This is a genomic window from Gilvimarinus japonicus, assembly GCF_042847215.1.
Classification (GTDB): domain Bacteria; phylum Pseudomonadota; class Gammaproteobacteria; order Pseudomonadales; family Cellvibrionaceae; genus Gilvimarinus; species Gilvimarinus japonicus.
Genome location: NZ_AP031500.1, coordinates 458,050 through 481,901, shown reverse-complemented (window position 1 = coordinate 481,901; position 23,852 = coordinate 458,050). Strand labels below are relative to the sequence as shown.

Genomic DNA, 23,852 nt, shown 5'->3' with positions numbered 1-23,852 from the left:
AGAGGGGTTCCCAGTATTCACATTTAAAAATAAGTCGCACCGGCAATATATCATACAATTCTAACGGCGATACGACCTTCAGGCGACCTTTTTTGCAAAACTTTTATCGCCTCGGCATCAGGTATTACCGGTACAACCCAGCCAGCCCGCGCCTGACTCAACACGCAACAAATCGAGCCTAGAGATTCCGCGAATCAGCCCCCATAATAACCCCCAACCGACCCTCTACAACCGGAGCCAACCCAATGCAATACAGCACTCTCGGCTACAGCGGCCTCAAAGTGTCACGAGCCTGCTTAGGCACCATGACCTGGGGCAAGCAAAATAATCAGGCTGATGCCAATGCGCAAATCGAGTACGCCCTAAACCAAGGCATCAACTTTATCGACACCGCCGAAATGTACGCCGTGCCCCCCAGCGCTGACACCTATGGCACCACCGAGACCATGATCGGTAATTGGCTAGCCGCCAACCCATCGCGCCGGGATGAATTTATTCTCGCCTCCAAAATAGCCGGCAACGGCCTAAAACACATTCGCGATGCCCAAGACATTACCGGCGAGACAGTGTTAGCCGCGATAGACGATTCCCTCGCCCGTCTGCAAACCGACTACATCGACCTCTACCAACTGCACTGGCCCAACCGCACCTCGCCGCACTTTGGCAAACACGCGCCCGGCCGTATCAGCTTTAGCGATGTAGACACCGCCGCACACTCAGCGCAAATGCTAGAAATACTGCAAGCGCTGGACGAGAGTGTAAAGAGCGGCAAAATTCGCCATTTTGGTTTATCCAACGACACCCCTTGGGGCATTAACGAATACATCCGTTTAAGCGAGCAACACAACCTCACCCGCGTCACCGCCATCCAAAATGAATTTAACTTGCTGCAAACCCGCGACTGGCCGTTTTTAATCGAAAGCTGCGTACACCAGCAAGTGGCCTACCTGCCCTGGTCGCCACTCGCCACCGGCGCCCTTACCGGCAAATACTTAAACGGCGCACGCCCCCAAGGCGCCCGCTGGAACTTAATACAACGCAACGGCCTATTCCGCGATACCGAACAAAGTAACGCCGCCGTCGCCGCCTACGGCGACCTTGCACAAAAACACGACTTAACCCCCGCGCAACTCGCGCTGGCTTGGTGCAACCAAGTCGATGGCGTCACCTCCACCATCATCGGCGCCACCAACCTAGAGCAGCTTAAAGAGAATATCGATGCGTTTGAGTTAACGTTAAGTGAAAGCGCGTTAAGTGATATTGCGGATGTGCATAAGCAGTTTCCGGTGCCTTTTTAACGAGAGGTAAAGTCACCTTATTTTTCGTATTTATATGTGACGAGTAACTACTAGGTGGCGACGGTTTTTACGGTAGTGATTTTTTAGATGCCTGTGCGGCAGCGAACGTGCTCGGATGCTTCGATGTCCAGCATCTCTTTTTCTTAGCTGCCTGTGCGGCAGCGAACCTGGCGAGGATCTTCTCGTGAAATCGCGATAGTTTCTTAGCTGCCTGTGCGGCAGCGAACCGGTATGGGGTTACCGTCTACGTCTACTATGCTTTCTTAGCTGCCTGTGCGGCAGCGAACTGCTTAAGTTAAAGGCTGAGTTAAATCGGTTATTTCTTAGCTGCCTGTGCGGCAGCGAACAATCAATCACAACTACACCTCGCGCACGTAATTTTCTTAGCTGCCTGTGCGGCAGCGAACTGTAACCCGCGTGCTGCGTGGGGTGGTCAGGGTTTTCTTAGCTGCCTGTGCGGCAGCGAACTTCTATTGATTGCGCTGCGAGCTGAGTCTATCTTTCTTAGCTGCCTGTGCGGCAGCGAACGCATTGGGGTTGACGCGCTTTCTTGGCTAGAATTTCTTAGCTGCCTGTGCGGCAGCGAACGACCACCGTGGGGCTTCCGGCCTTCTACCCTTTTTCTTAGCTGCCTGTGCGGCAGCGAACGATACACTGCATTCGGGCGGCCAGATTGTTGCTTTCTTAGCTGCCTGTGCGGCAGCGAACGCTATCGGTGCCATCAGGACGCCACGGGCGGATTTCTTAGCTGCCTGTGCGGCAGCGAACGAGAACTGGAGGCGTGCTTTATTGAAGAGGTTTTTCTTAGCTGCCTGTGCGGCAGCGAACCGCTGGCTACTAAACGGCAACGGCTACTTTATTTTCTTAGCTGCCTGTGCGGCAGCGAACCATCTACATCCACCGACTTTGGACTCTGGGCGTTTCTTAGCTGCCTGTGCGGCAGCGAACAAGACAACCTCAATGAAATCGAAGAACCAAACTTTCTTAGCTGCCTGTGCGGCAGCGAACCGCGAAGCCGAGCGCACCGCCGCTTAACAGGATTTCTTAGCTGCCTGTGCGGCAGCGAACCTGTGGGCAGAACGGCGTAGCCCTCTGGCACATTTCTTAGCTGCCTGTGCGGCAGCGAACATCGTCGAAGACCACGACATAGAATACTGCGATTTCTTAGCTGCCTGTGCGGCAGCGAACAGCGTGACCGAGGGCTGCCTTGCATTAGCTGTTTTCTTAGCTGCCTGTGCGGCAGCGAACTAATCGGCGGCGCCCACGCCGTGCCCGACACTTTTCTTAGCTGCCTGTGCGGCAGCGAACATTATTGGGTGGTCAGGTGATCCGGCATGGACTTTCTTAGCTGCCTGTGCGGCAGCGAACGCAAACGGTCAGCCAATCAAGTGGCGCGCAACTTTCTTAGCTGCCTGTGCGGCAGCGAACTCGCTTCGGGTGTGCCCTACAATTTTTTGTGTGTTTCTTAGCTGCCTGTGCGGCAGCGAACGAACGGGCCGAACGCGAGAAGGTGGAAGCTGATTTCTTAGCTGCCTGTGCGGCAGCGAACGCCATGCGCTTCGGCAACACTAAGCCGCTAATTTTCTTAGCTGCCTGTGCGGCAGCGAACGTGTGGGGTCTGACTACGGCGAAAATTCATCATTTCTTAGCTGCCTGTGCGGCAGCGAACAAGACAATTATAAAAATAAGTATCTGATTTTTAAAGAACATTAGCGCTTTTTGGCTATTTACCCCTATTTTAAGAGGCAGAAAAAAGCCCTTGAAAAACAAGGGCTTAAAAATCACGTGAAAAATAGTGTTAAAACCAAGGCACGGTAGTAGTTTGGCTGAAGCCGTAGCTGTTAAACGCACCACTGCCCTTGGCCTCTTGGGCATCTTTCTGCTCAATAAACAAACAAAAAGACTGGCTAGTACTAGCGCTACGGATCGTTATAAAGGGTAAATCAGGCTTCCTTTCAATAGCTTGGGGAATTGCCTCACTCGCGGCTTCATAACTTTCGCTTTTGCGCTTCATGCGGCGCCGTCGCAGTCGCTCGACGTTGGTTTTAAATTGCCGCCGTGTTACGAGCTTGTGCGTTACTCCACCCGGAGCCGGGAGAATATCCGTCACGCTTGTGTGGTCCGTCATGCCTTTTAACCACCCGGCCTTTTGCAACTGATTAAGAGACTCCTGATCACTGTGAATGCGTAAGATAGCTCCTACGCCTTTGGGCTTAACGCTATACTGCGGAAAACTTACGCCGATGTTAGTCGCCGCTAATGCCACTAACGCACGGTGCAGCTTGTTGTATAGCGCGCCCATCAGCAATGCGGACGAGAACTCAGGGTCGGGGAGTATGGTTATATCCTGGTAATGATCCATACATCACCCCGCATCACCAAATACGCCACCGCGAATAAGCGTGGCCATGACAAAATGCTGCTGCTCGGTCTCAGGCTCTTTATCTTTAAGAACCCAGCTGTCCAGCAAGTTATAGAAATCCATTTTTTGTTTGGGCTGGCGATAGGCTTTGCCTTGTGTGGTAACAGACCCATAGGGCTCTACCGCAATTGGGCCTAGCTCGCCTGCGCCTTCGTACCAGGTATCAACCGTGCGAATCGCATTGCCCAGCTTTTGTGAGTGGATGCCTGCAATACCTTTCACTTGATAAAGGGTTTTGCTTTTATCACCGCGGCCTCGATCCAAAATCAGCTCTTGCGACGGGAACACCTCTTGCGCTGCACCAATGCGCACGAAGGCCGTTACGTGCAACAATACATGTTGCTCACCGCTCAAGCCGGATTCAATTACCTTACCTAAGGCTTGAACATCCGTCGATAAGTTATCGAAGCTGCGCAGCGATACATCCAAAGCGTTAAAGCTCCATGTCTCACTGGCACTGCCTTTAGTCATGCGGGCCACGTTAACTTTTACCTCTTCGGCCCCTACGCGGTTGCGCCATAAAAATCGGCCGTTGGCCAGGTTGGCGGCGTAACGCTGCGCCAGTGTGCTAAAGCCGGCTTGCGATACATACTGGCTTACAACTGACTGAAGTTTGTCTTGATACTCACCGCTATTGCACGCTGAAGGGGTGCCCGCACCGGGCAAAACCCGCAAAGTAAAACTGATTTTTAAGGTATCGGAACCTGCAGGCAACGCCGCTACATCAACCGTTTGCAAGTTTGGGTTTTCAATAGCGGCATCTAGCTTGGCCGGATCTTGATCTTTTGTTTTCAAGCGATTAGAAATTGTACCTCGCACCGATTTTTCAATAATACTCACAGGCTCCCAGTTTTGGCTGTGTTCCTGATCATCCCAGTCGCCGCCGTAAAACAAAGCATCGGAGGGATCCAGTTTGCGCTCAAAAGCTAAAACAGATGCGGTTTTTAATGTTTCATTAGCCATAGTTAAACTCCTTTTAAAGTATTAGTCGGTAATAGATTCAAGAATTTCAGTGGGTTGGTAATCATTGCAGCAGCGATAAGTGCCGGTATCCGCACAGGTATTGGCGTACCACAACAGTTGCTCTGGCTTTTGCAAGCGGTGCGGGCTTAGCCATTCGCCAATACCGAACAAGCTTTCCACAAAGCGGAAGGGAGTCGTATTATCGCGGGCATTTTCTACGCTACCGGCGTCTTGTAACTCCGTTAGCGCGCCGTAACCTACCGGTATGGGCACCAACCAACCAGAGCGTTTTTTACCCGAAGCGCGGGTAGCGACCCATTCACCTTTGTCTGCACCGTCTTCTTCTGGTTGCCACGCATAGTCAATGCGCGATAAAGACAAAAGCGCATCCAGCCGTGTAGCCTGGCTATTCAACTGGCGTAGCGCCTCATACTCATCGTTTAATGCATCCTGCCGGTCGGTTAAAACAAACCCTGGCAGTAGGCGCATTTTGAGCTGGTTAAAGATTGTCTCTCGCCCCCTAGCGTCGCCGGTAAAGGCAGCCATATAGGGCTGAGTACGCCATGCCGGTTGATGCGAGGACACAACCGAGCCGCCGGCAATGCGCATGGATTCAAGCAGCAATTTCACTTTGTCAGCCATTGCTTTTTGTTCAGCCGCATCGCTTATTAGCTCACAACCGATGGCAAAAACTAAACTGACATCCAAATGAATTCGCCCTTCCTCGGCAATAGCAGCCGTTTTTCCATCTTTACCCACGGGGTTTCGAGTTAGGTGAAAGCCTCTAACAAAACCATCGCTTGCCGCTTGCTCTTCACAACCGTGCGCCACCACACCCACGGCGTTAAAGTCCACGTCCAGCCCTGTAGCTTTGGCCTTGCGCTCCAGCGCCCACATCAAACCGATAAAAGCACTCATGGCCGGAAAGCCATGAGTCAGCGGGCTGGATATGGCATTGGCGTTTTGCACACGCAAATGCGGCACAACCAATAAGTAGTCAAAATCGGGGCACTTAGACATTGGCCACCTCCTTATTCGCCTTAATTGCGCGCCGCTGAATGGTTGCGGGCCAGGCGGCGTGCACAATCGCCTGTTTGGCCCAGTGCGCATGCTCGGCGTCGCCCACCGGCAAACCTTCTGCAATCAAGCGGGCATTCACCCAATTGCCAAACAAACTGGCGACTTCATCGGGCCAGCCTTTCCACTCGAACGCACGCAGGAACTCTTCGTCCTCTTCTTTATGCTCTTCGCGGACGGGTAAACTAGCACGGGCTTGGTCCAACCAGATTTTTTCGTACAAGGGTAATTGGCACGCCGGATCACGCGTCCAACCAGGTTCCATTTTTGCCTGAGTTTCTGCCCCAAAAGCGGCGAGTGACTGCCCTAAGGCTTGCTCAATAGCTTCACGTTGTTGCCGAGTTTCCATCACTGCATCTGGGTCATTTTTAAGTAGCTTTATCAGTTTATTGAGTAAATCACGATTTTCGCGCTGCTTAAAAAACTGCGCGAACGCTGTATCTGTATTTAACGGACTCCACACCCATTCACGCTTCCATTGCGGCGGAGCAGATGCCAACAAATAATTCACACCGCCACGCTCGCTGTTTAACTGGCTTATGTTCTGAGGCTTAGTGCCACCCAGCTTGCGCACTGCCACATTGGTGTACACCCTGTAAACACCATCGTGCGGCTGCTTTTTACTGCGCGCTTGACGGGCCGCTTTGTTAACCTCGCCAAAGCGGGCGTCATTAATATCCATATGCACGGCGTGCGCAAGGGGACTTGAAAACAGTGGCTGCAGCAAATGGAAGCTAGCACCATCTGTAGGGTCGTCTGCCGCGCACCAATAAGTCTGCTTGGCCATCGTATGAGAGGATAAATTTTGTGCCGGCCGAACCAGCTCTTTAAAGGCATCCGCCCAAACGCTAGCAGTATCCGCATCGGAATGGAGGGCACTGATCGCATCGGCATCGTTTTGCTGAAACCATTCAATCAGCCGTTTTCCTTCAACTTCTAGTTTCAGGAATTTGTAAACGTCCAAGGCAGCGGCGTTACCAACGACATCCTCGGCAAACGAATTGCCCAGAGTATGGGTGCCGACCTCTAGGCGGTTGGGAAGGGATTCAGGGGAAACATACAGGCTGCTACCCTTAGCGTCCGGGTGGGTCGCTTTGGTGATATGGGTTACCGCCTGAATTTGTGACACACGTTTAGCCGCGCTTTCCAGCCAAACACCGTAATCGTACTTAGCCGCAACCTCGGCGGCTTTTTCATCGCTTAAGCCATTTAACTTAGTATCGCGTCGCTCATCGATAAAATCGGTGATCGCCTGGCGAAACACCGCCGAACGCGACGACGATTGCTCGTTATCGTGCATAGTGAGAACTCCTTTTGCGTTTGTGGTCGACTGAGCCGACCTAAAAGCTGTAGAATCCCCACAGCAACATGCTGCGGGGATGTGTAGACCAGTTCAGACTCTTCTGGTCATATGCTGGTTAGACATATCTCTATCCTCCTTAGCGCATCAAACCTGTGCTTGGGGCCGACGATCAACCGGCAAGTTGCATTTATGTCAGGCACCGTTGGCGCGGTGCCTGACTAACCTGCAGGCAATACTACGCCCATCAACACGAGAAATGCAACCAATATATTCAATGAATGCCGAAAGGCAGCTAAGAAAAATATCTCCAACGGATGGCGATCTTGTTACCTGCCGCACAGGCAGCACAGCTACCGGGCTTCGGCCCGGTTATCTTTTCTCCCCCAGCCCCAATGCGGGGTGATACCACCACTGCTTTGCAGATCCTTTACTCCCCACCATGACATTCACCGTGGTAAATTTTTTGGCGCATTGCTCAAGGCTTACCCCTTGCGCGTCTGCTTGCTCTTTAAGTAGCGCCAGTAAGTCGAATCTTCCCCAGGCGGTTATCCCCTCGCCCATGGGTATATCAGACCACTCCATTAGCGTCACCATATGCGAGGCGCTGGCGTACACATCTGGCTGCCCACGTTTGCCTTCTTCGTGGATGCGGTGGGGGAGCAAACATTCCTCATCTTCATCGGGCAAAAACACCAACGTCATTTCTTCGCCGGTTTGTTTGCGAAAAGGCTGTTGCTGGGGCAATACCCAAGTTAACCCTGCCTGTGGGTAGCGCCAGCACTCGGTGGCGGTTAGTTCTTTCTGCCCGCCTCCTGCTCTACTGCCACGCCGCTTGGGCTTCTCTAGCGCCATTGGCGGCAGCATAAGTGCCTCTAACCGGGCGTGCTCTAAGTCTACTAAGCTGTTTGTACTTTCAAGAGTCTGTTCGCCGCGCACAATGCGCGGGCAGGCGGTAATTTGCCGATACTCTGGCTCGCGCAATAAATGGCTTAACCGGTGATTGCTCAGACGAAACTTGTCGTTGTGTTTATCTTCAAAACCGGGCCTTACATAAACCAGCTTCGGCTTACCATCGCGCTCTTGATGCTCGGTAAAGTGGCGAAGGTTGGTATCAAATAGATAAATATTCGCCTGTTCAGGTATTTTTTGCCGATGCCTTTGCACCCTGCCCGCCAACTGAATCAGTGAGCGCATGGAGGAGGGCTCTACCACGGCCCAGTCGTAATCGTGGTCGCGGCCCACCTCCGTTACCGGAGAGCCCAGCACCACAAACAGCTGGTTTGGCTGTTCACTCGCATCGATCAACTCTCGAATGTCATCACGCTCGTACACCGCATTTGAGTCGCGCCGGTTTAGCACGCCGTCCAGCAGGTGCTCAATTTCGGAGCGCAGCAATAGCGGAAAGCGCGCGTGATACACGCACAAGTGTATTTGGTAGCCTTTGGGGGCGCCGTTTTTATAAAGCTCTTGCGCCACGCGAAATAGCGGCTCGATATTTGCCATTCGCACCAAACCAAAGCTCACTTTTTTACCCGATTTGGGGCAGGATTCATGATTGATATCGTGAGCGTTGATAATGGCATTTAGCACAGGTTCTGCAAAAGCTTTGTGAATGTCGGCTTTATCGGTACTCTCTACGCTAGGCAAATCGAGTGGTAGTATCTCGCCTTTGCGGTTAGCGCCTTTGGCTTTAACCGTGCCGGTTAACTTTTTAACCCGCTGCTCGACAAACGCTTTATGCTGAGCCATAAAGTCATTGCTACCGCATGACAGTAATTGTGGGTTAACGCTCTCGTCCACCCACAGGCAGGTCACCAACGGCTCAGAAATATCTTGCCCACCGTGCTCGCCTCGGTTTTTCAAATAGTGCGCGCGGCCTGCGGCATAGGCATTAAACATACCCTCGACCAATGCGGGTGGCATAGTGGCCGATGATAACAATACCCGGCTACCCAACAGCCCTGCCCAGTGAACCAAGCGTGTGAGTGCGGGTAAATCGTCCATGCCAAAATCATCCAGCTCATCCAGTACTAAGTCGCTGCTCATTAAACGCAACATGGGGGCAATTTGGCGCCCAGCTCTTTGCGCCTCAGTCGCGGGCATTAAATGATCGATGGTACAGACCAACATAGGGGCGGATACCAATGAGCTAATGCGCGGATCGGACATCACCTTGGAGAGCAACGGATGGTCGAGGTGCTGACCTTCGTAGAGCACATGGCTGTCTTCCTCCATTAGCTCTTGAATAGACGCAGAACCAGTACTTTCGGCGAGAGATTCGTAATATTCAAATAGCTCGCGGCTGGCGGCGCCGCCTACTTTAATGGCGAGCTCATCATCATTTAGATGTAAATCTTTGCGATAGCTTCGGCCCGTTTGCAGGGTTAGGGCTCTCAACCCCAGCGCAAATGTCGCGCGCAAACCAAGGTCTGGCGCTGATAGCGCATTTAAAATCCGCGCATTCGCCAAGGTTTTACCGCAGCCGGTTGAGGCCATGTTGACGATAAAACACCCTTCCTCGGCCGCTTTTTCACGAGCGGCCAACGCCGCATCGGCGGCCCTATCTTGCCAACGAAAACGCTCATTTGTACTGCGCTTTTTAAGGCCTTTATGGCGAGCCAATCTTGGCAAAAACCGCTCAAACCCCGGCAAGCTTCTCACAATACCGCCAGAGAACTTGGCAACGCCTAACAAGTGCTCATCGAGTGTCTGCTTGAGTGTTCGACTGCTATCGGTGTTGGCGTAAACTTTGTAACTTTTGTCGCCAGAAACACGCTGGTTAGACTCTGCTGGCAAGGCTGAATAATGGTGGTCAGCCAACATCAAACTCAAGCGGGATAAGTGCATCACATAGGGGTTATCCAACCAGCGATAGTCTTGTCGGCGCTCCAGAAGCCGCTGCAGTCGTAGCGCCAACTTGGCTGCTGATTCGCGCCATTTAGGCAGACTGACGGGCAGTTGCTTAATAGACCAGTAAGGCGTTATGGCATCTTCTGATTTAATTTGCCTTAACTCATTCCAATCGTGCTTCACGCTTTGCAGTAAACTGGGTAACTCGCTTGCGCCAAAATCCGGTGACCGCTTACCCAAATAGTGTTGTACACCTTTCTCATCCACCACTGGCTTTACCGGTAAGCGATGATGGGTAACCACCAACCAAGCGACGGCGGCCGCTAAAGGCGGTAAGTTTTTAAAAGGCGGCTCGCAGTTATCCAGCCCATCGCGACAATAGCGCCCGGCCTGAAGCCAGGCTTTGTCATCGGCGCTTGTGGGTGATGCCAAGCGCTGCAGCCAAATGGCGTCATCATCGCCACCCACAAACGCTAAAAATAACCGCAGGGATACCCACTCATGGCGATAAAGGTTTTTCTCAATCAACTTGCCTCTTAGCTTTTTTTGAAACGCAACACTGGCCTTTCCTAAATCGTGCAACAAAGCGGACAATTGAGCTAAGAGCTGTATATCTTCACCGGTATGCCAATCGTTTTCTGACTCTGAACGCAGAATATTTCGCTCGGTAGTATTGGTGGGAACCGCCCCTTCACTGTTAAATTTGGACGCGTTACCAACAATCCACATCAGCTCGCTGTGGTCTTTACCGCGAATCCAGTGGCAGGCGATCGCCGAATTACGCCTTGCGGATTTTCTAAGCAGCTTTTTTAATGTGTTTAACCCTTCCATGGTAATAGGCGTTTGCCATGTTCGCTCACCCCGGCGCTCGGCAAACTGATCGAGAATCCTGCGAGTCTCGGCCAGTGCACGCTTATTACACTGAGACACCAACAGTACATTCATGGCTTTGCCTTGCCACCTTGGCCAATGGTGGTAGCAATGTCTTTAAGCGTGTCGATCATAAAATCCAGTGATTCACTGCGTGTTAACGATTCGACACAATTGCGGCGAAACTCTTGCTCATCGTCACCACGCATGGCCGACAAAAAGGCCTGCGGCAGTATTGCGGCGTCTTTAACTAAATCGGCGGCGTCAAACACCAAACCGCCTCGGCGAGTTTTACCGTGTAAAACAGCCAAGCCGTGAGGTAAACCAAGCACCCAGGTTGCGGTTGCCCCCAAACCGTAAGCTAAATAATTGCCATGATCGAGAAAACGATTGGCGGGATCGGTGCCTGTACCGCGCTTGGCACGGGTAAAGCCACCATAACCCACGGTATTCACAGCCAACTTAAACAGCGCCTTGGTCAGACGTGCCTCTTCGGTAAGTAACGTATTGGTATCGAGCGCCACCTTAATGTTGGTTCGGCTTTTTTCCAGCATGGAGGCAAGCATAGTGGGCTCGATCAAAAAACCAGCCTCTTTTATAGCGCGTTTATTCCATTCACCCTCAATTCGGTTTAAACGCGACAACTGCAGGGCTTTGGCGGCCATCAGGCGCAAGTCATCGTTAAACCACATTTGCACCCACGCCTGCATATATTCAGTCGGGCGGTATTCGCTTTGCGGCGAAAACCAAGCAACGTCCACGTCAACCTCATTAGCGCTAAACAAAGGCGTACCGCCACCGCCGCAAAAACCAACCAAAACACCGGCCTTAGCTAACTCGCGCATCGCCGCTTGAGTCACCGACGTACCAGTGCCCAGCAACACGGTTGTGGTGTTAGCAATGGGGATATTCCAGTAGAGCGATTTTTTACCCTCGTCGGTGACATACTCTACCCGTCCGCCATTTACCAAGACCCGGCAGTACTGCAGGTAGTAAATATTGGCCCGCTTTGAGTGCAATATGGTTTTTAAATCCGATGGCGATAAATCGTCCATTGCTCAACTCCACCTTTGTGATTTTTTATTAGCTTACCCACTCGTCCGTAACACACAATACTGTAAAAATAACCCGTATGAATTTCTGACAAAGCCCTCAAGCACAGCCCGTCACCATCAAAACAACCACTCTTTTATGTCAGATAAATTGACCAACACCAACTGCTGCGCTTCGGGCATACCGTCCAGAACCTTGGGGTTGATGCGCATTTCTTGTAGTAGGTAGTGCGCTAAACAGGCGCGAGTGGTAAGTTTTAGCTGGCCGTCTTGCATGTCGTAGTCGTGCTCTATCACGTCGCGTTTGGTGGGAGCAAGGCGTGGGTCGGGCTCAAAGACAAGCTCAACCTGAGTCTGCCAGGCCTTGTCTAGCTCGGCACTTTGCTCGGCGGGGCCGGACAAAATGGCGTTGCCACGAAAGCGACTCAGGACAAAGTCACGAAACTGCTTTTTGTGTTCGCACCAAGCGCGCAGGTGCCAACGCAGGCCAGTTTGCACTAAGGCGTGTGGGGCGATAACCCGGCCTTGCCGATTGGGGTTGGTGAGCGAGACGTAATCGACCTCTAGCCGCTGTTTTTGGCGAATAGCTTGCACGATAGAGCGCATAAGAGGTGCGTGAACGCCTCGTGCGGGCAAACTTAGCGAATGAACGGGGAGCTTTTCCAGCGTCAGCGGCTGGGCCAGCCAAGCCAGATATTGCTCTGCAGAGCCGGCAATAAACAGCGGTTTAAAGCCCGGCTCTGGCTGATGGCATTTACGGCTGGTGTTATAGCTGAGATTATCGGGCGCTAATTCCAGGTAGCGCTTGATATCTTGACTGGCCTGCTGGCGGGAAAGCCCAAAGTGCTTAACCAACAGGCTGCTGTTGGCGGCGCCCTCCCAGTAGGCGACTAACTCGAAGGTTTGTAAGCGCGCTTGCTGCGCATCGCTAATGTCCATAGCGGCGTGTCCTTGTGGTTGTGCGGCTGGCGCGCTGTTCAACACAGCGATAATGACACAGCAGGGCAGACATGCAAACCACCCAACTAATAACCCACACCTGCGCCACCGGAGCGGTAGCATCTTGCCTGGGGAAGCCAAGTCCGCCGGCCAGGCAAAGGGATCGAATAAACAACGGCTAGGGTTTTCAAAGGAGAGGCTTGAGCGGCTAAAATAGCGGCAATAAAAACACGAGGCGCTAAACACGCCCGATGCCCCCACCATAGCTTTTGTACATGATCAACCGTAGCCGCATACTGTATAGCTACCAGCGTCGGAAACCTCATCATTCCGCTCTACCCGCAACTGCCCACAAACCGTAACTAAACCTATCGGCCTGTTTATCGATCTGCGTTAAAATTAGTTACGCAGAATGTAATGGGATCCTCAGTATGAGCAAAACGGTATCTTTAGAGCGCAAACAGGCTTATACCCGACAAACCCGCACCGCTAACTATGTTGCCAGCCTAAAACTTGAGGGTATTACTACCCCAAAAAGCTCTTCTAAGCCCACATCCAGAGAAGAAATCATCGCCAAATATACCGCACCGCAACCATAGCTCTTGGCCGAGATTAATAGATACGGCAATGACTCACCGCCGCCCAACCACCCAGAGACGCCCTACCCCCCGAAACCTATGCGACATTAAGAAATACTCGCCCGATAACGCAGAGCGGGACCGGTGACTTGTAGTGCTAAAAAAACCCAAGCTTTTCTGTCATCATACGTAACCACGTTCATAAGACGCACCTACCGATTACTCATCATCGAGCCAGCACTAACAATGCCTTTACTTCAAACGTTCAACCGCCTCTTTCCCCTATGGGCCATTTTACTGGGCGCCTTGGGCTTTTACTTTCCGGCAATATTTACGCCGCTGTCGTCTGCCATTGCCTGGCTGTTGGCGCTGGTGATGTTTGCCATGGGACTGACGCTATCTACGGCCGACTTTTATCGGGTGGCGCGCGAGCCTAAACCGATTCTGCTCGGGCTGGCACTGCAATTTACGTTAATGCCACTGGCGGCTTTAGCGGTGTCCCGATTGTTGGGGTTAAGTGTTGAGTTAACCACAGGCATGGTTTTGGTTGGCACGGTTGCCGGGGGTACGGCGTCGAATGTCATTACTTGGTTGGCCGGTGGGCGAGTGGCGTTGTCAGTTTCTATGACGTTAACGGCGACGCTGGCATCGGTGGTTTTAACGCCTTTGCTAACGTGGTTATTATTGCGTAACACGGTAGAGATCAACACGTTAGGAATGCTGTGGGGTATTGCCAAAATTGTTGTGGCGCCAGTATTAATGGGCGTATTGCTACACCACTTTTTTGCCGCTGGCATCAAACGGCTTGAGCCGGCGTTGGCCAGTATCGCGGTGATATTAATCAGCGTGATTATTGCGATTGTGGTGGCGTTAAACGCCGGGCGATTGGCCAGCATTGGGGCGCTAGTATTAGTGGCCGTGGTGCTGCACAACAGCATAGGGTTAACGGCGGGCTACTGGCTGGCGCGCCTGCTTAAGTTTGATGAGGCGACTTGCCGCACCATCGCCATTGAGGTGGGCATGCAAAACTCCGGTTTGGCCGTGGCATTGGCGCAACAGTTTTTTAGCGCCAGCGCGGCACTGCCGGGAGCGCTATTTTCGGTTTGGCATAACGTGTCTGGATCGCTATTGGCGAGCTGGTGGAGGAGAAAGGGATGACGGATGACGGATGACGGATGACGGATGACGGATGACGGATGACGGATGACGGATGACGGATGACGGATGACGGATGACGGAGAATTATGGAGTGACCCCATAAAAGTAGACAAGCACTTTCTAGCACACTACAAGTCCCGTTCACATTCGCAAACCGATCTATTCTCGTAGGGTGCCTTGAATTGTTAAATTCAACTGGCTGATTCCCCTCACTCGCCGGCGCTATATTAAAAAGCTATGCACGTCACCTGCGCCAGTATCCAGCAAATAATTCTCTCGAGCGATATAAAGATCTTCTTCATCGCCAGTCCATAATAGATACGACCGCCTAAAGTGCATAGAAATATACGGCCAGGACAACTGAGCCCTTCCATAGCGGTTAAAATTTATGCCGGTTGCGAAGACCTTTTATAATAAAAATCACCGCCGGGATCATGCAGGCTGCGCCGACTAAAATATACACGATGCCGTCTTGTTCAAAGCGCAAGTGCTCGGGCAGCAAGTCGACATTGGCGATATGCATTGCCATGCCTAGCCCGATTAAGATGCAACCGATCATGTCTAACACTAAAAGATGTAGCGGTAATTTCACGAGTGGAGTCCTTGTCATTGACGTTTGGAATGTTTTTCCCAGTTTTCCTGGCGTTTTCGCTCGCTTTTTTTAAGCAAGATATAAGTGGCGCCGCTGGCGCCGTGGTGTTTTTGCGCGGAGTGAAACGCGAGCACCTCGTCGATGCAGGGTAGCCAGTTGGCAACGCAACTTTTTAACAGCGCCGGTTGCTCGCGGCCCTCGCCTTTACCATGGGTAATAAGCGCGCAGCGTATGTCGTGCTCTATACAGTCGCGAATAAACTGAAACAACGCCGAGCGGGCTTGCTCGACGGTCATGCGATGCAAATCGAGGCGGGCATCAATATTGTATTTACCCAGCCGCAAATTCTTATAAACCCCATGCTGCACACCGTCACGGCGAAAGTCGAGAACATCCAACGGCCCTACTGGGTCAATATGATCGGCGCTTAAAAAATTGGTGTCTTGCTCGGTAATGGCCTGGGCGGCGGCACGCCGTTGCTTTAGTGTATCGTCGGTGGCGCGCTGGCTTTTTAAGGCAACCTTGGGGCTAACCTTCAAGCGCTGTACGTCTTGCATTTGCTGGCGGAATAATTCGTCGTCACTCATGGCGGCCGTTACATCGTTGTTCGCGTAGAGCGCTCATTATGCCAGTTTGCAGAGGGCGGGGAAAACGCCTTGCAGGCTATAAACAAACCCGCAAGGCGTTAAACAGCGCTAACGGTTAACGCGGTTGCCGATCAAGTCATCCACGACGCCGGGGTCGGCGAGGGTTGAGGTATCACCTAAGCTGTCTAGCTCGTTGGCGGCAATTTTGCGCAAAATACGACGCATGATTTTACCCGAGCGGGTTTTGGGTAGCCCCGGCGCCCACTGGATAATATCGGGCTTGGCAATGGCGCCAATCTCTTGTACGCACTGTTGTATCAAGGCTTTTTTAAGCTCGTCGCTGGGCTCGGCGCCCTCCATTAAGGTGACGTAGGCGTAAATACCTTGGCCCTTAATGTCGTGCGGGTAACCCACCACGGCGGCCTCGGCCACTTGCTCGTGCAGCACCAAGGCACTCTCGACCTCGGCGGTACCCATGCGGTGGCCCGATACGTTCAGTACGTCATCCACGCGGCCGGTAATCCAGTAGTAACCATCGGCATCGCGGCGCGCGCCGTCACCGGTAAAGTAATAACCGGGGTAGGTGGAGTAGTAAGTATCGATACAACGCTGGTGGTCGCCATACACGGTGCGCAACTGGCTGGGCCAGCTGGCTTTAATCGCCAAGCTGCCTTCGCCGGCGCCTTCGACTTCGTTACCCTCAGCATCCAGCAGCACCGGCTGCACGCCAAAAAACGGCACGGTACACGAGCCGGGCTTGAGGTCGATAGCGCCCGGTAGCGGTGTCATCATGTGGGCGCCGGTTTCGGTTTGCCACCAGGTGTCCATAATCGGGCTGCGCTCGTCGCCCACCACACGGTAGTACCACTCCCACGCTTCGGGGTTAATGGGCTCGCCCACGCTGCCCAAAATACGCAAGGATTTACGCGAGGTACGGGTGACAAACTCATCGCCCGCGCCCATTAGTGCACGCACAGCAGTAGGGGCGGTGTAAAAACTGTTAACGCCGTGTTTATCGACCACTTGCCAGCAGCGCGAGGCATCTGGGTAGGTAGGCACACCTTCAAACATTAAGCTGGTGGCGCCGTTGGCCAAGGGGCCATAAACGATATAACTGTGACCGGTAACCCAGCCGACATCGGCGGTGCACCAGTAGACTTCGCCCTCGCGGTAATCAAACACGTATTTGTGGGTCATAGCCGCTTGTAGCAAGTAGCCGCCAGTGGTGTGCAGCACACCTTTGGGCTGGCCGGTTGAGCCGGAGGTGTACAAAATAAACAGCGGGTCTTCGGCGTCCATCCACTCGGGCTCACACTGCTCGGGGGCGGCTTCTACGGCGTCGCGATACCAGATATCACGTTTGCCATTCCAATCTATATCGCCGCCAGTGCGTTTAACCACCAAGCAGGTGTGCACATTGGGGCAGTTTGCCAAGGCTTTATCGGCATTGGCTTTAAGCGGGACTTTTTTACCGCCGCGTAAACCTTCATCGGCGGTAATCAGTACTTGGCAATCGGCATCGTTAATGCGGTCTTTTAGGGCATCGGGCGAGAAGCCGCCAAACACCACCGAGTGCACAGCACCAATGCGGGTACAGGCGAGCATCGCGTAGCAGGCCTCGGGGATCATGGGCATATACAGACAAACCCGATCGCCTTTTTTAACGCCGCGCTCGCGCAGCACGTTAGCCAAACGGCACACTTCGGTGTGCAATTGCTGATAGCTGATCAGCTGGTCGTCCGCCGGGTCGTCGCCTTCCCAAATAATCGCGGTTTGCTCGGCGCGCTTGGCCAAGTGGCGATCAATGCAGTTGACGCTAACGTTAAGCTTGCCGCCCAAAAACCACGCGACTTCGCCGCGGTTTAAATCGCTTTTGCTGACGGTGTGCCATTTTTGCTGCCAGGTGAGAAACTCCTCGGCCTGCTCGGCCCAGAAGGTGTCCGGATCTTCAACCGACTGCCGGTAAAGCGCCTGATAACGGTCTTTATCGATCAGGGCGTCGCGTTTTAGCTCAGCCGGTACGGGGTAAACTTGCTCGGTCATACACATAATCTCCGCGCGTGAGTACTGTTATTCTGTTGTCGCTAGAGCTTAACAGCCCTCCGCCGCTTTCGCCAGAGACAACGTTGTCTTTATGGCAAAATCACACATTTAAAATAAGTGCGCCTCTTATTGCTTGACTAGATAGTGTGGGAAAGTTCACAGATGCCCAGAATTGTTTGCGCTATCATTATCAGAAATTAAAAACATACCATTAAAATATGGGATTAACTGCGTCGCCAATAATTTCAAACCAAATTGATAGCGCAACCAAATGGAAATATGCCGGACGGAGACTCATAATGCGGCGATTAATGATTACAGGAATATGCACCCTTACCCTTAGTGCTTGCGGCGGTTCATCTGATGGCGAGAGTATCGACACTCCCAGCCCAGCGGCCAACATCAACAGCTCGACGGCGCAAGAGGCCAGCTCCTCTACTGCGAGCATTGGTAACAGCTCTAGCAGCTCTCGTAGTAGCGTACCGGCTTCCTCAAGCGCCAGTATTGCCGACACATCTAGCAGTAGCGCCCCAGCCCTCTCGAGTGCCAGCTCAAGCAACTCGGTTATCGCATCGTCATCAACGCCGAGCGCGAGTGAGCCCTCGGCCCCGTCAAGCAGTAGCGTTACAAGTACACCGATTGCCAGCCGCTCATCGAGTACACCAAACACTGGAGCAGGGTCGTCCGTTAAATCGAGCTCTAGTGTAGCGCCTGTCGCACAGGCGTCGGGCAACAGTGCTTGTGATATAACGCCAGGGGTCGTGGCACAACCAGAGGCACCGTTACCAAGCTTTAACAATAGCGCCAACCATCATCACACGCCGTCAAAAATGGCCGAGCACCAAGCGGCGCTAAACCTTGTCGCATACGAGGATGCTACGCATGCCGCGATTACCAGCGGCGACTGGTGCGATGCCAGTATTTGGCACAATAAAGCCGTACCGGGTGATGGCGCACGGGTTGTGATTCCCCATAACACGCAGGTGAGCTACGCGCTGCAAGATACCGCGCGCCTGCATACCCTGCGAGTTGATGGCGAGCTAAATTTTGCCACCAATACCGACACCCGTATGACGCTGGACACCTTACTGGTCGACCCGCGCGGCACACTAACCATCGGCACCTCAAACAACCCTGTAGCACGGGATGTAATGGCCGAGATTATCATCGCTGACAATGGCGATATCGATGTGGATTGGGACCCCATGCTACTGAGCCGCGGTGTTGTGATTCACGGCACGGCCAGCATACATGGCGCACCGAAAACCTCTCACCTCAAGCTTGATAGCGAAGCTCGCGCCGGCGACTCGGTTTTAACCATGGCCAGCAGGCCAAGCAACTGGCAAATCGGCGACACTTTAGTCATGAGTGGCACCCATTTTTCGGGCTGGAAGTGGGACAACAGTGTTCGTGCGACTCGCTACTACGGCACTGAAGACGAAGTGCGTACCATCACCCGTATTAACGGCAGCAACATTACCCTTAACGCGCCGCTTAACTACAACCACCTAAGCCCACGCTCAGACTTGGCCGCCAGCGTTGGAAACTTTAGTCGTAATATTCGAATCGCCTCTGAAGGGGGTGCGAGTTTACCGCCACACCAGCGTGGCCACGTAATGTTTATGCACAACGACGATATCGACGTGCGTTATGCAGAATTTTTTGAGCTGGGCCGCACCGATAAATCCAAAACTAACCTAGAAGCCATCGACCTTAGCACCCCGCGCGCCAACAGCAATGTACGCGGGCGCTACAGCTTTCACTTTCACCGCGCTGGCACCAGTAACCAAGATCACCCCGCCATCGGTGTAGGCAATGCAGTTTTTGGCTCGCCGGGTTGGGGCTACGTTCATCATGACAGCCACGCCGTGCTGCACGATAACGTCAGCTTTAATACCTTTGGCGCCGGCTTTGTGGCTGAAACTGGCAACGAAACCGGCGTGTGGACCAACAACCTAGCCATCAAAGCCGAAGGCGTGAGCGGCGCCCTTAACCCTAAAAACAATAACGATATTTACAACTACGACATTGCCAGAAGCGGCGATGGGTTTTGGTTTCAAGGTCGGTTGGTGGGCTCAGTGGGTAATATTGCCGCCAGTGTGAATCGCGGTTTTACCTATTTTCATCGCGATCACAGCGGCACCATGATTAATATTCCGCCCGCTCGCTTTATGATGCCCCAGGCCCTGGGGCTTGCCCGCGACTCAGGTGCGGATGACATCCCGATTCGTCACTTTCATAACAATGAGGCCTACGCCAGCACGACCGGCGTGTTTGTCGTTAAGGCCAACCCCAAACAAGGGCACGACATTAATACCGTTATGAGTAACTTTACCGCATGGGAGGTACAAACCGGCGCATCGATTGAATACACCGCACACTATTTGCTGCGCGACTTTGATGTTATCGGCCTCACCTCAGAGCCTTTTCGCCGCCCGCAGACGGGGATTGAGTTTGGTAGAAACACCACCGATATGGTGGTACGCGGCGCTAAAATTCAGGGCTTTGCCACCGGTATTGACCTAGAAAAAGATCAAGTTAACGATGCGGACTTGGGTAAAGACCAATTTGTCGTGATTGACGCCCAGATGACAAGTGTTGATGCGGAGTATCTGAATCGCGATGACACCGACTTGATCATTACTGATGCCGACTTGGTGCCCGGTCGCTTCGCCATTGATTTGGAGCAAGGCGATGACAATGACCATTTTGAATATACGGACCCGGCCACCACCGCAGGCACCGGCGTGAGCTACAGCGGTACAAAAACCGACAGTATCGGCGAAACCCCACTGCCAAGCGGCAGCGATAGCTTTGGCACGGACAGCAAAAACATGATCGCCATCGTTAAAGATAAAGGATACTACCGCACCGCGGAGGGCGATGCTTACACTGTGGTTGAGGAATATTACAGCGACCGCGCCACCGGTGATGTGCACATGCGCGGCCTTAAGACCTATTTGGGGCCCGACGTAGACAGCATGCTGGGCAATCAATATTTTGCATGGCGCGACGCTAAATACATCGGCAGTATCGATTTAGACAACCAAGCCCCGACCGCGCGTGATGACACGGCCTCCGTGGCAGTCAATCGTCAGGTACGCATAGCGGTTATTAGCAACGACTCAGACCCTGAAGGTGACAGCCTACGCATCAATGAAGTAGTCCATCCGGTAAATGGCCGCGTTAAAAAAGGCGCAAAGCAAATCACCTACACTCCGAATATAGATTTTCGGGGTACCGACACGTTTCATTACTTTGTGAGCGATGGGCAGGGAAACTTTAGTCGTGCCGAGGTGGTGGTGACGGTCAACTGACCATCACCACCTAGCGCTTTATTACACCAACTGCATCGGGATCGTATTGGTGGTGCGCTCGACACGGTTGGATTCATCTAAGTACACCAAGCGGGGCTTGTAACCTTCAAGTTCATCTTGGTTGTACTGGGCATACGCACCAATAATCACCCGGTCACCTACCTGCACTTTACGCGCGGCGGCGCCGTTCATCGAGATAGTGCCCGAGCCGGGCTCGGCCAAAATCACGTAGGTGGTAAAGCGCTCACCATTGTTAACGTTGTAAATATCAATTTGTTCAAACTCGCGCAAACCAGCCAGTTCAACCAAATCAGCATCGATGGCGCAGGAGCCGTCGTACCACAGCTCTGCCTGAGTGACGGCGGCCATGTGGAGTTTGCCTTTGAGCATGGTAGAGAGCATGTGCCCCTCCTGTTTCTATCAATGAGCTGCCTGATTGCTGCTATTTAACAGCCGCCGATCGCTCGGCGCGGCCTTCAATCTATCGCTTAGACAAGCTCTAGCGACAGATTATCAATCAATCGGGCGCTTTCGGTGTACATGGCGCCTAATACGGTAATTTCGGTGTCATCGTGCGCCGCCGGCTTTAGCGTGCGGCTGCTGCAGATCTCAAGGTAATCGACCTTAAAACCCGCCTCGGTAATCTGTATTTTACCGGCCTCGGCCAGTGCAATAAAGTCCCGCTGGCCGGCTTTAATTTGCTCGCTCACCCAGCTCAGCGTGCGGTACAGCTGGCTAACCCGGGGCCGCTCGGCCTCGGCAATAAAACCATTGCGTGAGCTAAGCGCCAGGCCATCGGGCTCGCGGTAGATCTCACCAGCGCTGATTTGCACCGGAATGCATAAATCCTCCACCATACGGCGAATCACCGCCAGCTGCTGGTAATCTTTAATACCAAACACGGCTTCGTCGGGCTGCACAATATTAAACAGCTTAGTGACCACCGTAGTCACCCCTTCAAAATGCCCGGGACGGCTGGCACCGCACAGCACATCGGTCATGGCAGGCACAATCACCCGGGTCTGCTCGTCCATGCCGTTGGGGTAAATTTCGGTTTCGTCGGGGCAAAACAAAAAATCGCAATTAATGCCTTCGAGCTTGGCAGAATCAACCGCCAAGGTGCGCGGATAGCGATCCCAATCTTCGTTTAAACCAAACTGCAAACGGTTAACAAAGATGCTCACCACCACACAATCGCAGGTCTGTTGCGCCTGCTTTACCAGCGCCAGATGGGCGTCGTGTAAATTGCCCATGGTGGGCACAAAGCCAATACGCTTGCCAGCGCGGCGGGCCTCGGCCAGCGCCTCGCGCAAAGAGCGAATATGGTGAAATACCTGCATAGGAAACGAAGCCTCAGTCGCCGTTTACCCGGCGGCGGCTACAACGCGCACTTAGGCCGGGGGCGGGATAATACACGCTCGCGACAGACAAGTACATTTTTTGGACACAATTGCGACCGCGCAAACAGCCCTAAAAAACCTCGGTATCAAGTGGTAAGCGCGTCACCGCATCGCCTACTTGGATCGTACCCGAGCGAACAATCTTGGCGCACAAACCACCATAGCCGTACATCGCCGCCACACCGCCCTCCCCCAGGTTCTCGTTCATCCGCAAGCAAGGGTGACACAAAGCGCCGGGCACAATAATCGCCTCGCCGATTTGCAAGATTTGATGGCGCAGCAAATTAAGGTTCATACCCGACACCACCAAGTTGCGCCGCAGCAACGCCGGGTCGATGCTCTCGCGCCCCATATGGCGACAAATCTGCTCGATAAACTCACGGCTAATAATGGTTACCTGCCGGCCAGAACCACGGGTTTTACGGCAGCGATGGTCGCCCTCAAGCCCCTGCTCGGCCAGCGCCTGCACCGAGGCCACCTCGGCGATCTCGCCACGCCGCACCGTGCGCAAACCGATCCAGTCCAGCTGGCCTGGTTTGATGTTAGCGGCGAGTCGATCGAGGATACGCGCCTGTGAGGAGCGCCTAACGCCTGACGCGGGAGGTCTGACAGTGGCGCTATCGGTACTGGTGGGCATGATGGTCACCTGATATTGGAGGGGTACTGAACAAAATTGTGCGGGTTGGCCGTCGGATCGTCAACAACTGTCATTCTCCCCATGATTCAAGGCTATTTAAAGTGGGGATTACATGAGGACTGCGCTATAGAGGAACCTCAAGTAGAGTCATCAGATGGTAAAACCGAGAAATCTAAGCTTTCAATTACCGCTGACTCTGAGGGCAATATGTTTGGACTATACACACTGGCCTAGCAACATCTACCAAGGCCAAAAGAATCGCTCGGGGGCCGCCCCTTCGCGGGACAACCTACCTTTTACAACAGAATAACGATCAAGCATGAAATTTATAGATGATAGAGATATACCCGGATGCCCATTTGAGTTTGTCAGCCTCTTTACAGAGAAAGGGATATTGGCAAAACATAACTCTGAGTTTCAGAACGCGCGCTTCCATTATATGGAAAAAAATGGCATCTGGGTTTTGCTCAATACGCAGTACGAAGATGCGACGATTTTGCTCACCAAAAGCTCTCATAAAGTGAATGAGCCGTTGTCTCAAGACCAGATGAGCATACTGGAGCGCGAAGCCAAGAAGCTTCTATACAGGGCATCCAGCAGATTCTTTTCGGTTTTAGCGAAGCGGCTATTCTATATTGTACTTTTGGCAGGTACCGCCTATTTGGGCTTTCACATCATTAAAGCTACATAACGAGTAGCTACCCCTCTCAACCCCAGCGATCGTACACACGGAGGCGTACCATTGGCAGCGCCAGTGCGAGCTGCA

At 52.9% G+C, this 23,852-nt stretch carries 19 protein-coding genes and 1 CRISPR repeat array; of the genes, 5 read left to right on the top strand and 14 right to left on the bottom strand.

Translation table 11 applies throughout. From position 1 onward, the window contains the following. Positions 1-245 precede the first annotated feature (245 nt). Positions 246-1,298, top strand: a complete 1,053-nt coding sequence (locus tag ACGHAD_RS02020; protein WP_382416868.1) for an aldo/keto reductase — start codon at positions 246-248, stop codon at positions 1,296-1,298. Between the two features lie 79 nt (positions 1,299-1,377). Continuing rightward, positions 1,378-2,967: direct repeats of the CRISPR family, unit length 28 nt; unit sequence TTTCTTAGCTGCCTGTGCGGCAGCGAAC. A gap of 129 nt (positions 2,968-3,096) precedes the next feature. Here ACGHAD_RS02020 and cas6f read toward each other — a convergent pair. The 7 genes from cas6f to ACGHAD_RS01985 all read right to left on the bottom strand — a co-directional run bounded on the left by cas6f (position 3,097) and on the right by ACGHAD_RS01985 (position 12,774). After that, positions 3,097-3,660 carry a type I-F CRISPR-associated endoribonuclease Cas6/Csy4 gene (gene cas6f, locus ACGHAD_RS02015; RefSeq protein WP_382416866.1) on the bottom strand — a complete coding sequence of 188 codons (564 nt, stop codon included), beginning with the start codon at positions 3,658-3,660 and terminating at the stop codon, positions 3,097-3,099. Positions 3,661-3,663: 3 nt separating this feature from the next. Continuing rightward, entirely contained in the window at positions 3,664-4,683 is a 1,020-nt protein-coding gene (gene csy3 / locus ACGHAD_RS02010; RefSeq protein ID WP_382416864.1) for a type I-F CRISPR-associated protein Csy3, read from the bottom strand. Positions 4,684-4,704: 21 nt separating this feature from the next. Continuing rightward, positions 4,705-5,703 (bottom strand): type I-F CRISPR-associated protein Csy2, encoded by a 999-nt coding sequence (gene csy2, locus ACGHAD_RS02005; protein ID WP_382416862.1) that lies wholly within the window; start codon positions 5,701-5,703, stop codon positions 4,705-4,707. Beyond that, on the bottom strand, positions 5,696-7,060 hold the full coding sequence (gene csy1, locus ACGHAD_RS02000) for a type I-F CRISPR-associated protein Csy1 (RefSeq protein ID WP_382416860.1): 1,365 nt from the start codon (positions 7,058-7,060) through the stop codon (positions 5,696-5,698). Before csy1 ends, csy2 begins: the two co-directional genes overlap by 8 nt. 372 nt (positions 7,061-7,432) lie before the next feature. Then, the gene (gene cas3f, locus ACGHAD_RS01995) at positions 7,433-10,858 is read right to left on the bottom strand and encodes a type I-F CRISPR-associated helicase Cas3f (RefSeq protein ID WP_382416858.1); all 3,426 of its coding nucleotides are present in this window, start codon (positions 10,856-10,858) and stop codon (positions 7,433-7,435) included. Next, complete coding sequence (gene cas1f / locus ACGHAD_RS01990) at positions 10,855-11,838, bottom strand: type I-F CRISPR-associated endonuclease Cas1f (protein WP_382416856.1); 984 nt, start codon at positions 11,836-11,838, stop codon at positions 10,855-10,857. Before cas1f ends, cas3f begins: the two co-directional genes overlap by 4 nt. Positions 11,839-11,955: 117 nt before the next feature. Continuing rightward, positions 11,956-12,774 (bottom strand): helix-turn-helix transcriptional regulator, encoded by an 819-nt coding sequence (locus ACGHAD_RS01985; protein WP_382416854.1) that lies wholly within the window; start codon positions 12,772-12,774, stop codon positions 11,956-11,958. Between the two features lie 431 nt (positions 12,775-13,205). On the opposite strand from ACGHAD_RS01985, the gene ACGHAD_RS01980 reads away from it, so the two are divergent. Further along, positions 13,206-13,373 (top strand): YhfG family protein, encoded by a 168-nt coding sequence (locus tag ACGHAD_RS01980; protein WP_382416852.1) that lies wholly within the window; start codon positions 13,206-13,208, stop codon positions 13,371-13,373. Positions 13,374-13,598: 225 nt separating this feature from the next. Then, a complete protein-coding gene (locus tag ACGHAD_RS01975) occupies positions 13,599-14,510 on the top strand; it encodes a bile acid:sodium symporter family protein (RefSeq protein ID WP_382416850.1) in 912 nt (303 codons plus the stop codon). A gap of 379 nt (positions 14,511-14,889) precedes the next feature. Here the strand turns inward: ACGHAD_RS01975 and ACGHAD_RS01970 are convergent, their stop codons facing one another. From ACGHAD_RS01970 to ACGHAD_RS01955, 4 genes are all read right to left on the bottom strand, one after another. Then, a complete protein-coding gene (locus ACGHAD_RS01970; protein WP_339617130.1) occupies positions 14,890-15,102 on the bottom strand; it encodes a DUF1418 family protein in 213 nt (70 codons plus the stop codon). 14 nt (positions 15,103-15,116) lie between these two features. Then, entirely contained in the window at positions 15,117-15,689 is a 573-nt protein-coding gene (gene smrA, locus ACGHAD_RS01965) for a DNA endonuclease SmrA (protein ID WP_382416848.1), read from the bottom strand. A 108-nt stretch (positions 15,690-15,797) separates the two neighbouring features. After that, positions 15,798-17,732, bottom strand: a complete 1,935-nt coding sequence (acs, locus tag ACGHAD_RS01960; protein ID WP_382416846.1) for an acetate--CoA ligase — start codon at positions 17,730-17,732, stop codon at positions 15,798-15,800. Between the two features lie 211 nt (positions 17,733-17,943). After that, entirely contained in the window at positions 17,944-18,531 is a 588-nt protein-coding gene (locus ACGHAD_RS01955; RefSeq protein WP_382416844.1) for a hypothetical protein, read from the bottom strand. Here ACGHAD_RS01955 and ACGHAD_RS01950 point away from each other — a divergent pair. After that, positions 18,494-21,049 (top strand): Ig-like domain-containing protein, encoded by a 2,556-nt coding sequence (locus ACGHAD_RS01950; protein ID WP_382416842.1) that lies wholly within the window; start codon positions 18,494-18,496, stop codon positions 21,047-21,049. The two genes, ACGHAD_RS01955 and ACGHAD_RS01950, sit on opposite strands and share 38 nt — an antisense overlap. Before the next feature lie 21 nt (positions 21,050-21,070). On the opposite strand, the gene panD is transcribed toward ACGHAD_RS01950, so the two are convergent. From panD to ACGHAD_RS01935, 3 genes are all read right to left on the bottom strand, one after another. After that, positions 21,071-21,451 (bottom strand): aspartate 1-decarboxylase, encoded by a 381-nt coding sequence (panD, locus tag ACGHAD_RS01945; protein WP_339617125.1) that lies wholly within the window; start codon positions 21,449-21,451, stop codon positions 21,071-21,073. An 86-nt stretch (positions 21,452-21,537) separates the two neighbouring features. After that, positions 21,538-22,389, bottom strand: coding sequence for a pantoate--beta-alanine ligase (panC, locus tag ACGHAD_RS01940; RefSeq protein ID WP_382416839.1), 852 nt, complete (start codon positions 22,387-22,389; stop codon positions 21,538-21,540). 130 nt (positions 22,390-22,519) lie between these two features. After that, positions 22,520-23,086, bottom strand: coding sequence for an MOSC domain-containing protein (locus tag ACGHAD_RS01935; RefSeq protein ID WP_382416837.1), 567 nt, complete (start codon positions 23,084-23,086; stop codon positions 22,520-22,522). A gap of 319 nt (positions 23,087-23,405) precedes the next feature. Here ACGHAD_RS01935 and ACGHAD_RS01930 point away from each other — a divergent pair, with 319 nt between their 5' ends. Next, positions 23,406-23,777, top strand: coding sequence for a hypothetical protein (locus tag ACGHAD_RS01930; protein ID WP_382416835.1), 372 nt, complete (start codon positions 23,406-23,408; stop codon positions 23,775-23,777). The last annotated feature ends 75 nt before the right edge of the window (positions 23,778-23,852 follow it).

Coding starts and splice junctions, on each gene's coding strand:
- ACGHAD_RS02020 (WP_382416868.1), top strand. CDS start 246: ATGCAATACAGCACTCTCGGCTACAGCGGCCTCAAAGTGTCACGAGCC.
- cas6f (WP_382416866.1), bottom strand. CDS start 3,660: ATGGATCATTACCAGGATATAACCATACTCCCCGACCCTGAGTTCTCG.
- csy3 (WP_382416864.1), bottom strand. CDS start 4,683: ATGGCTAATGAAACATTAAAAACCGCATCTGTTTTAGCTTTTGAGCGC.
- csy2 (WP_382416862.1), bottom strand. CDS start 5,703: ATGTCTAAGTGCCCCGATTTTGACTACTTATTGGTTGTGCCGCATTTG.
- csy1 (WP_382416860.1), bottom strand. CDS start 7,060: ATGCACGATAACGAGCAATCGTCGTCGCGTTCGGCGGTGTTTCGCCAG.
- cas3f (WP_382416858.1), bottom strand. CDS start 10,858: ATGAATGTACTGTTGGTGTCTCAGTGTAATAAGCGTGCACTGGCCGAG.
- cas1f (WP_382416856.1), bottom strand. CDS start 11,838: ATGGACGATTTATCGCCATCGGATTTAAAAACCATATTGCACTCAAAG.
- ACGHAD_RS01985 (WP_382416854.1), bottom strand. CDS start 12,774: ATGGACATTAGCGATGCGCAGCAAGCGCGCTTACAAACCTTCGAGTTA.
- ACGHAD_RS01980 (WP_382416852.1), top strand. CDS start 13,206: ATGAGCAAAACGGTATCTTTAGAGCGCAAACAGGCTTATACCCGACAA.
- ACGHAD_RS01975 (WP_382416850.1), top strand. CDS start 13,599: ATGCCTTTACTTCAAACGTTCAACCGCCTCTTTCCCCTATGGGCCATT.
- smrA (WP_382416848.1), bottom strand. CDS start 15,689: ATGAGTGACGACGAATTATTCCGCCAGCAAATGCAAGACGTACAGCGC.
- acs (WP_382416846.1), bottom strand. CDS start 17,732: ATGACCGAGCAAGTTTACCCCGTACCGGCTGAGCTAAAACGCGACGCC.
- panD (WP_339617125.1), bottom strand. CDS start 21,451: ATGCTCTCTACCATGCTCAAAGGCAAACTCCACATGGCCGCCGTCACT.
- panC (WP_382416839.1), bottom strand. CDS start 22,389: ATGCAGGTATTTCACCATATTCGCTCTTTGCGCGAGGCGCTGGCCGAG.
- ACGHAD_RS01935 (WP_382416837.1), bottom strand. CDS start 23,086: ATGCCCACCAGTACCGATAGCGCCACTGTCAGACCTCCCGCGTCAGGC.
- ACGHAD_RS01930 (WP_382416835.1), top strand. CDS start 23,406: ATGAAATTTATAGATGATAGAGATATACCCGGATGCCCATTTGAGTTT.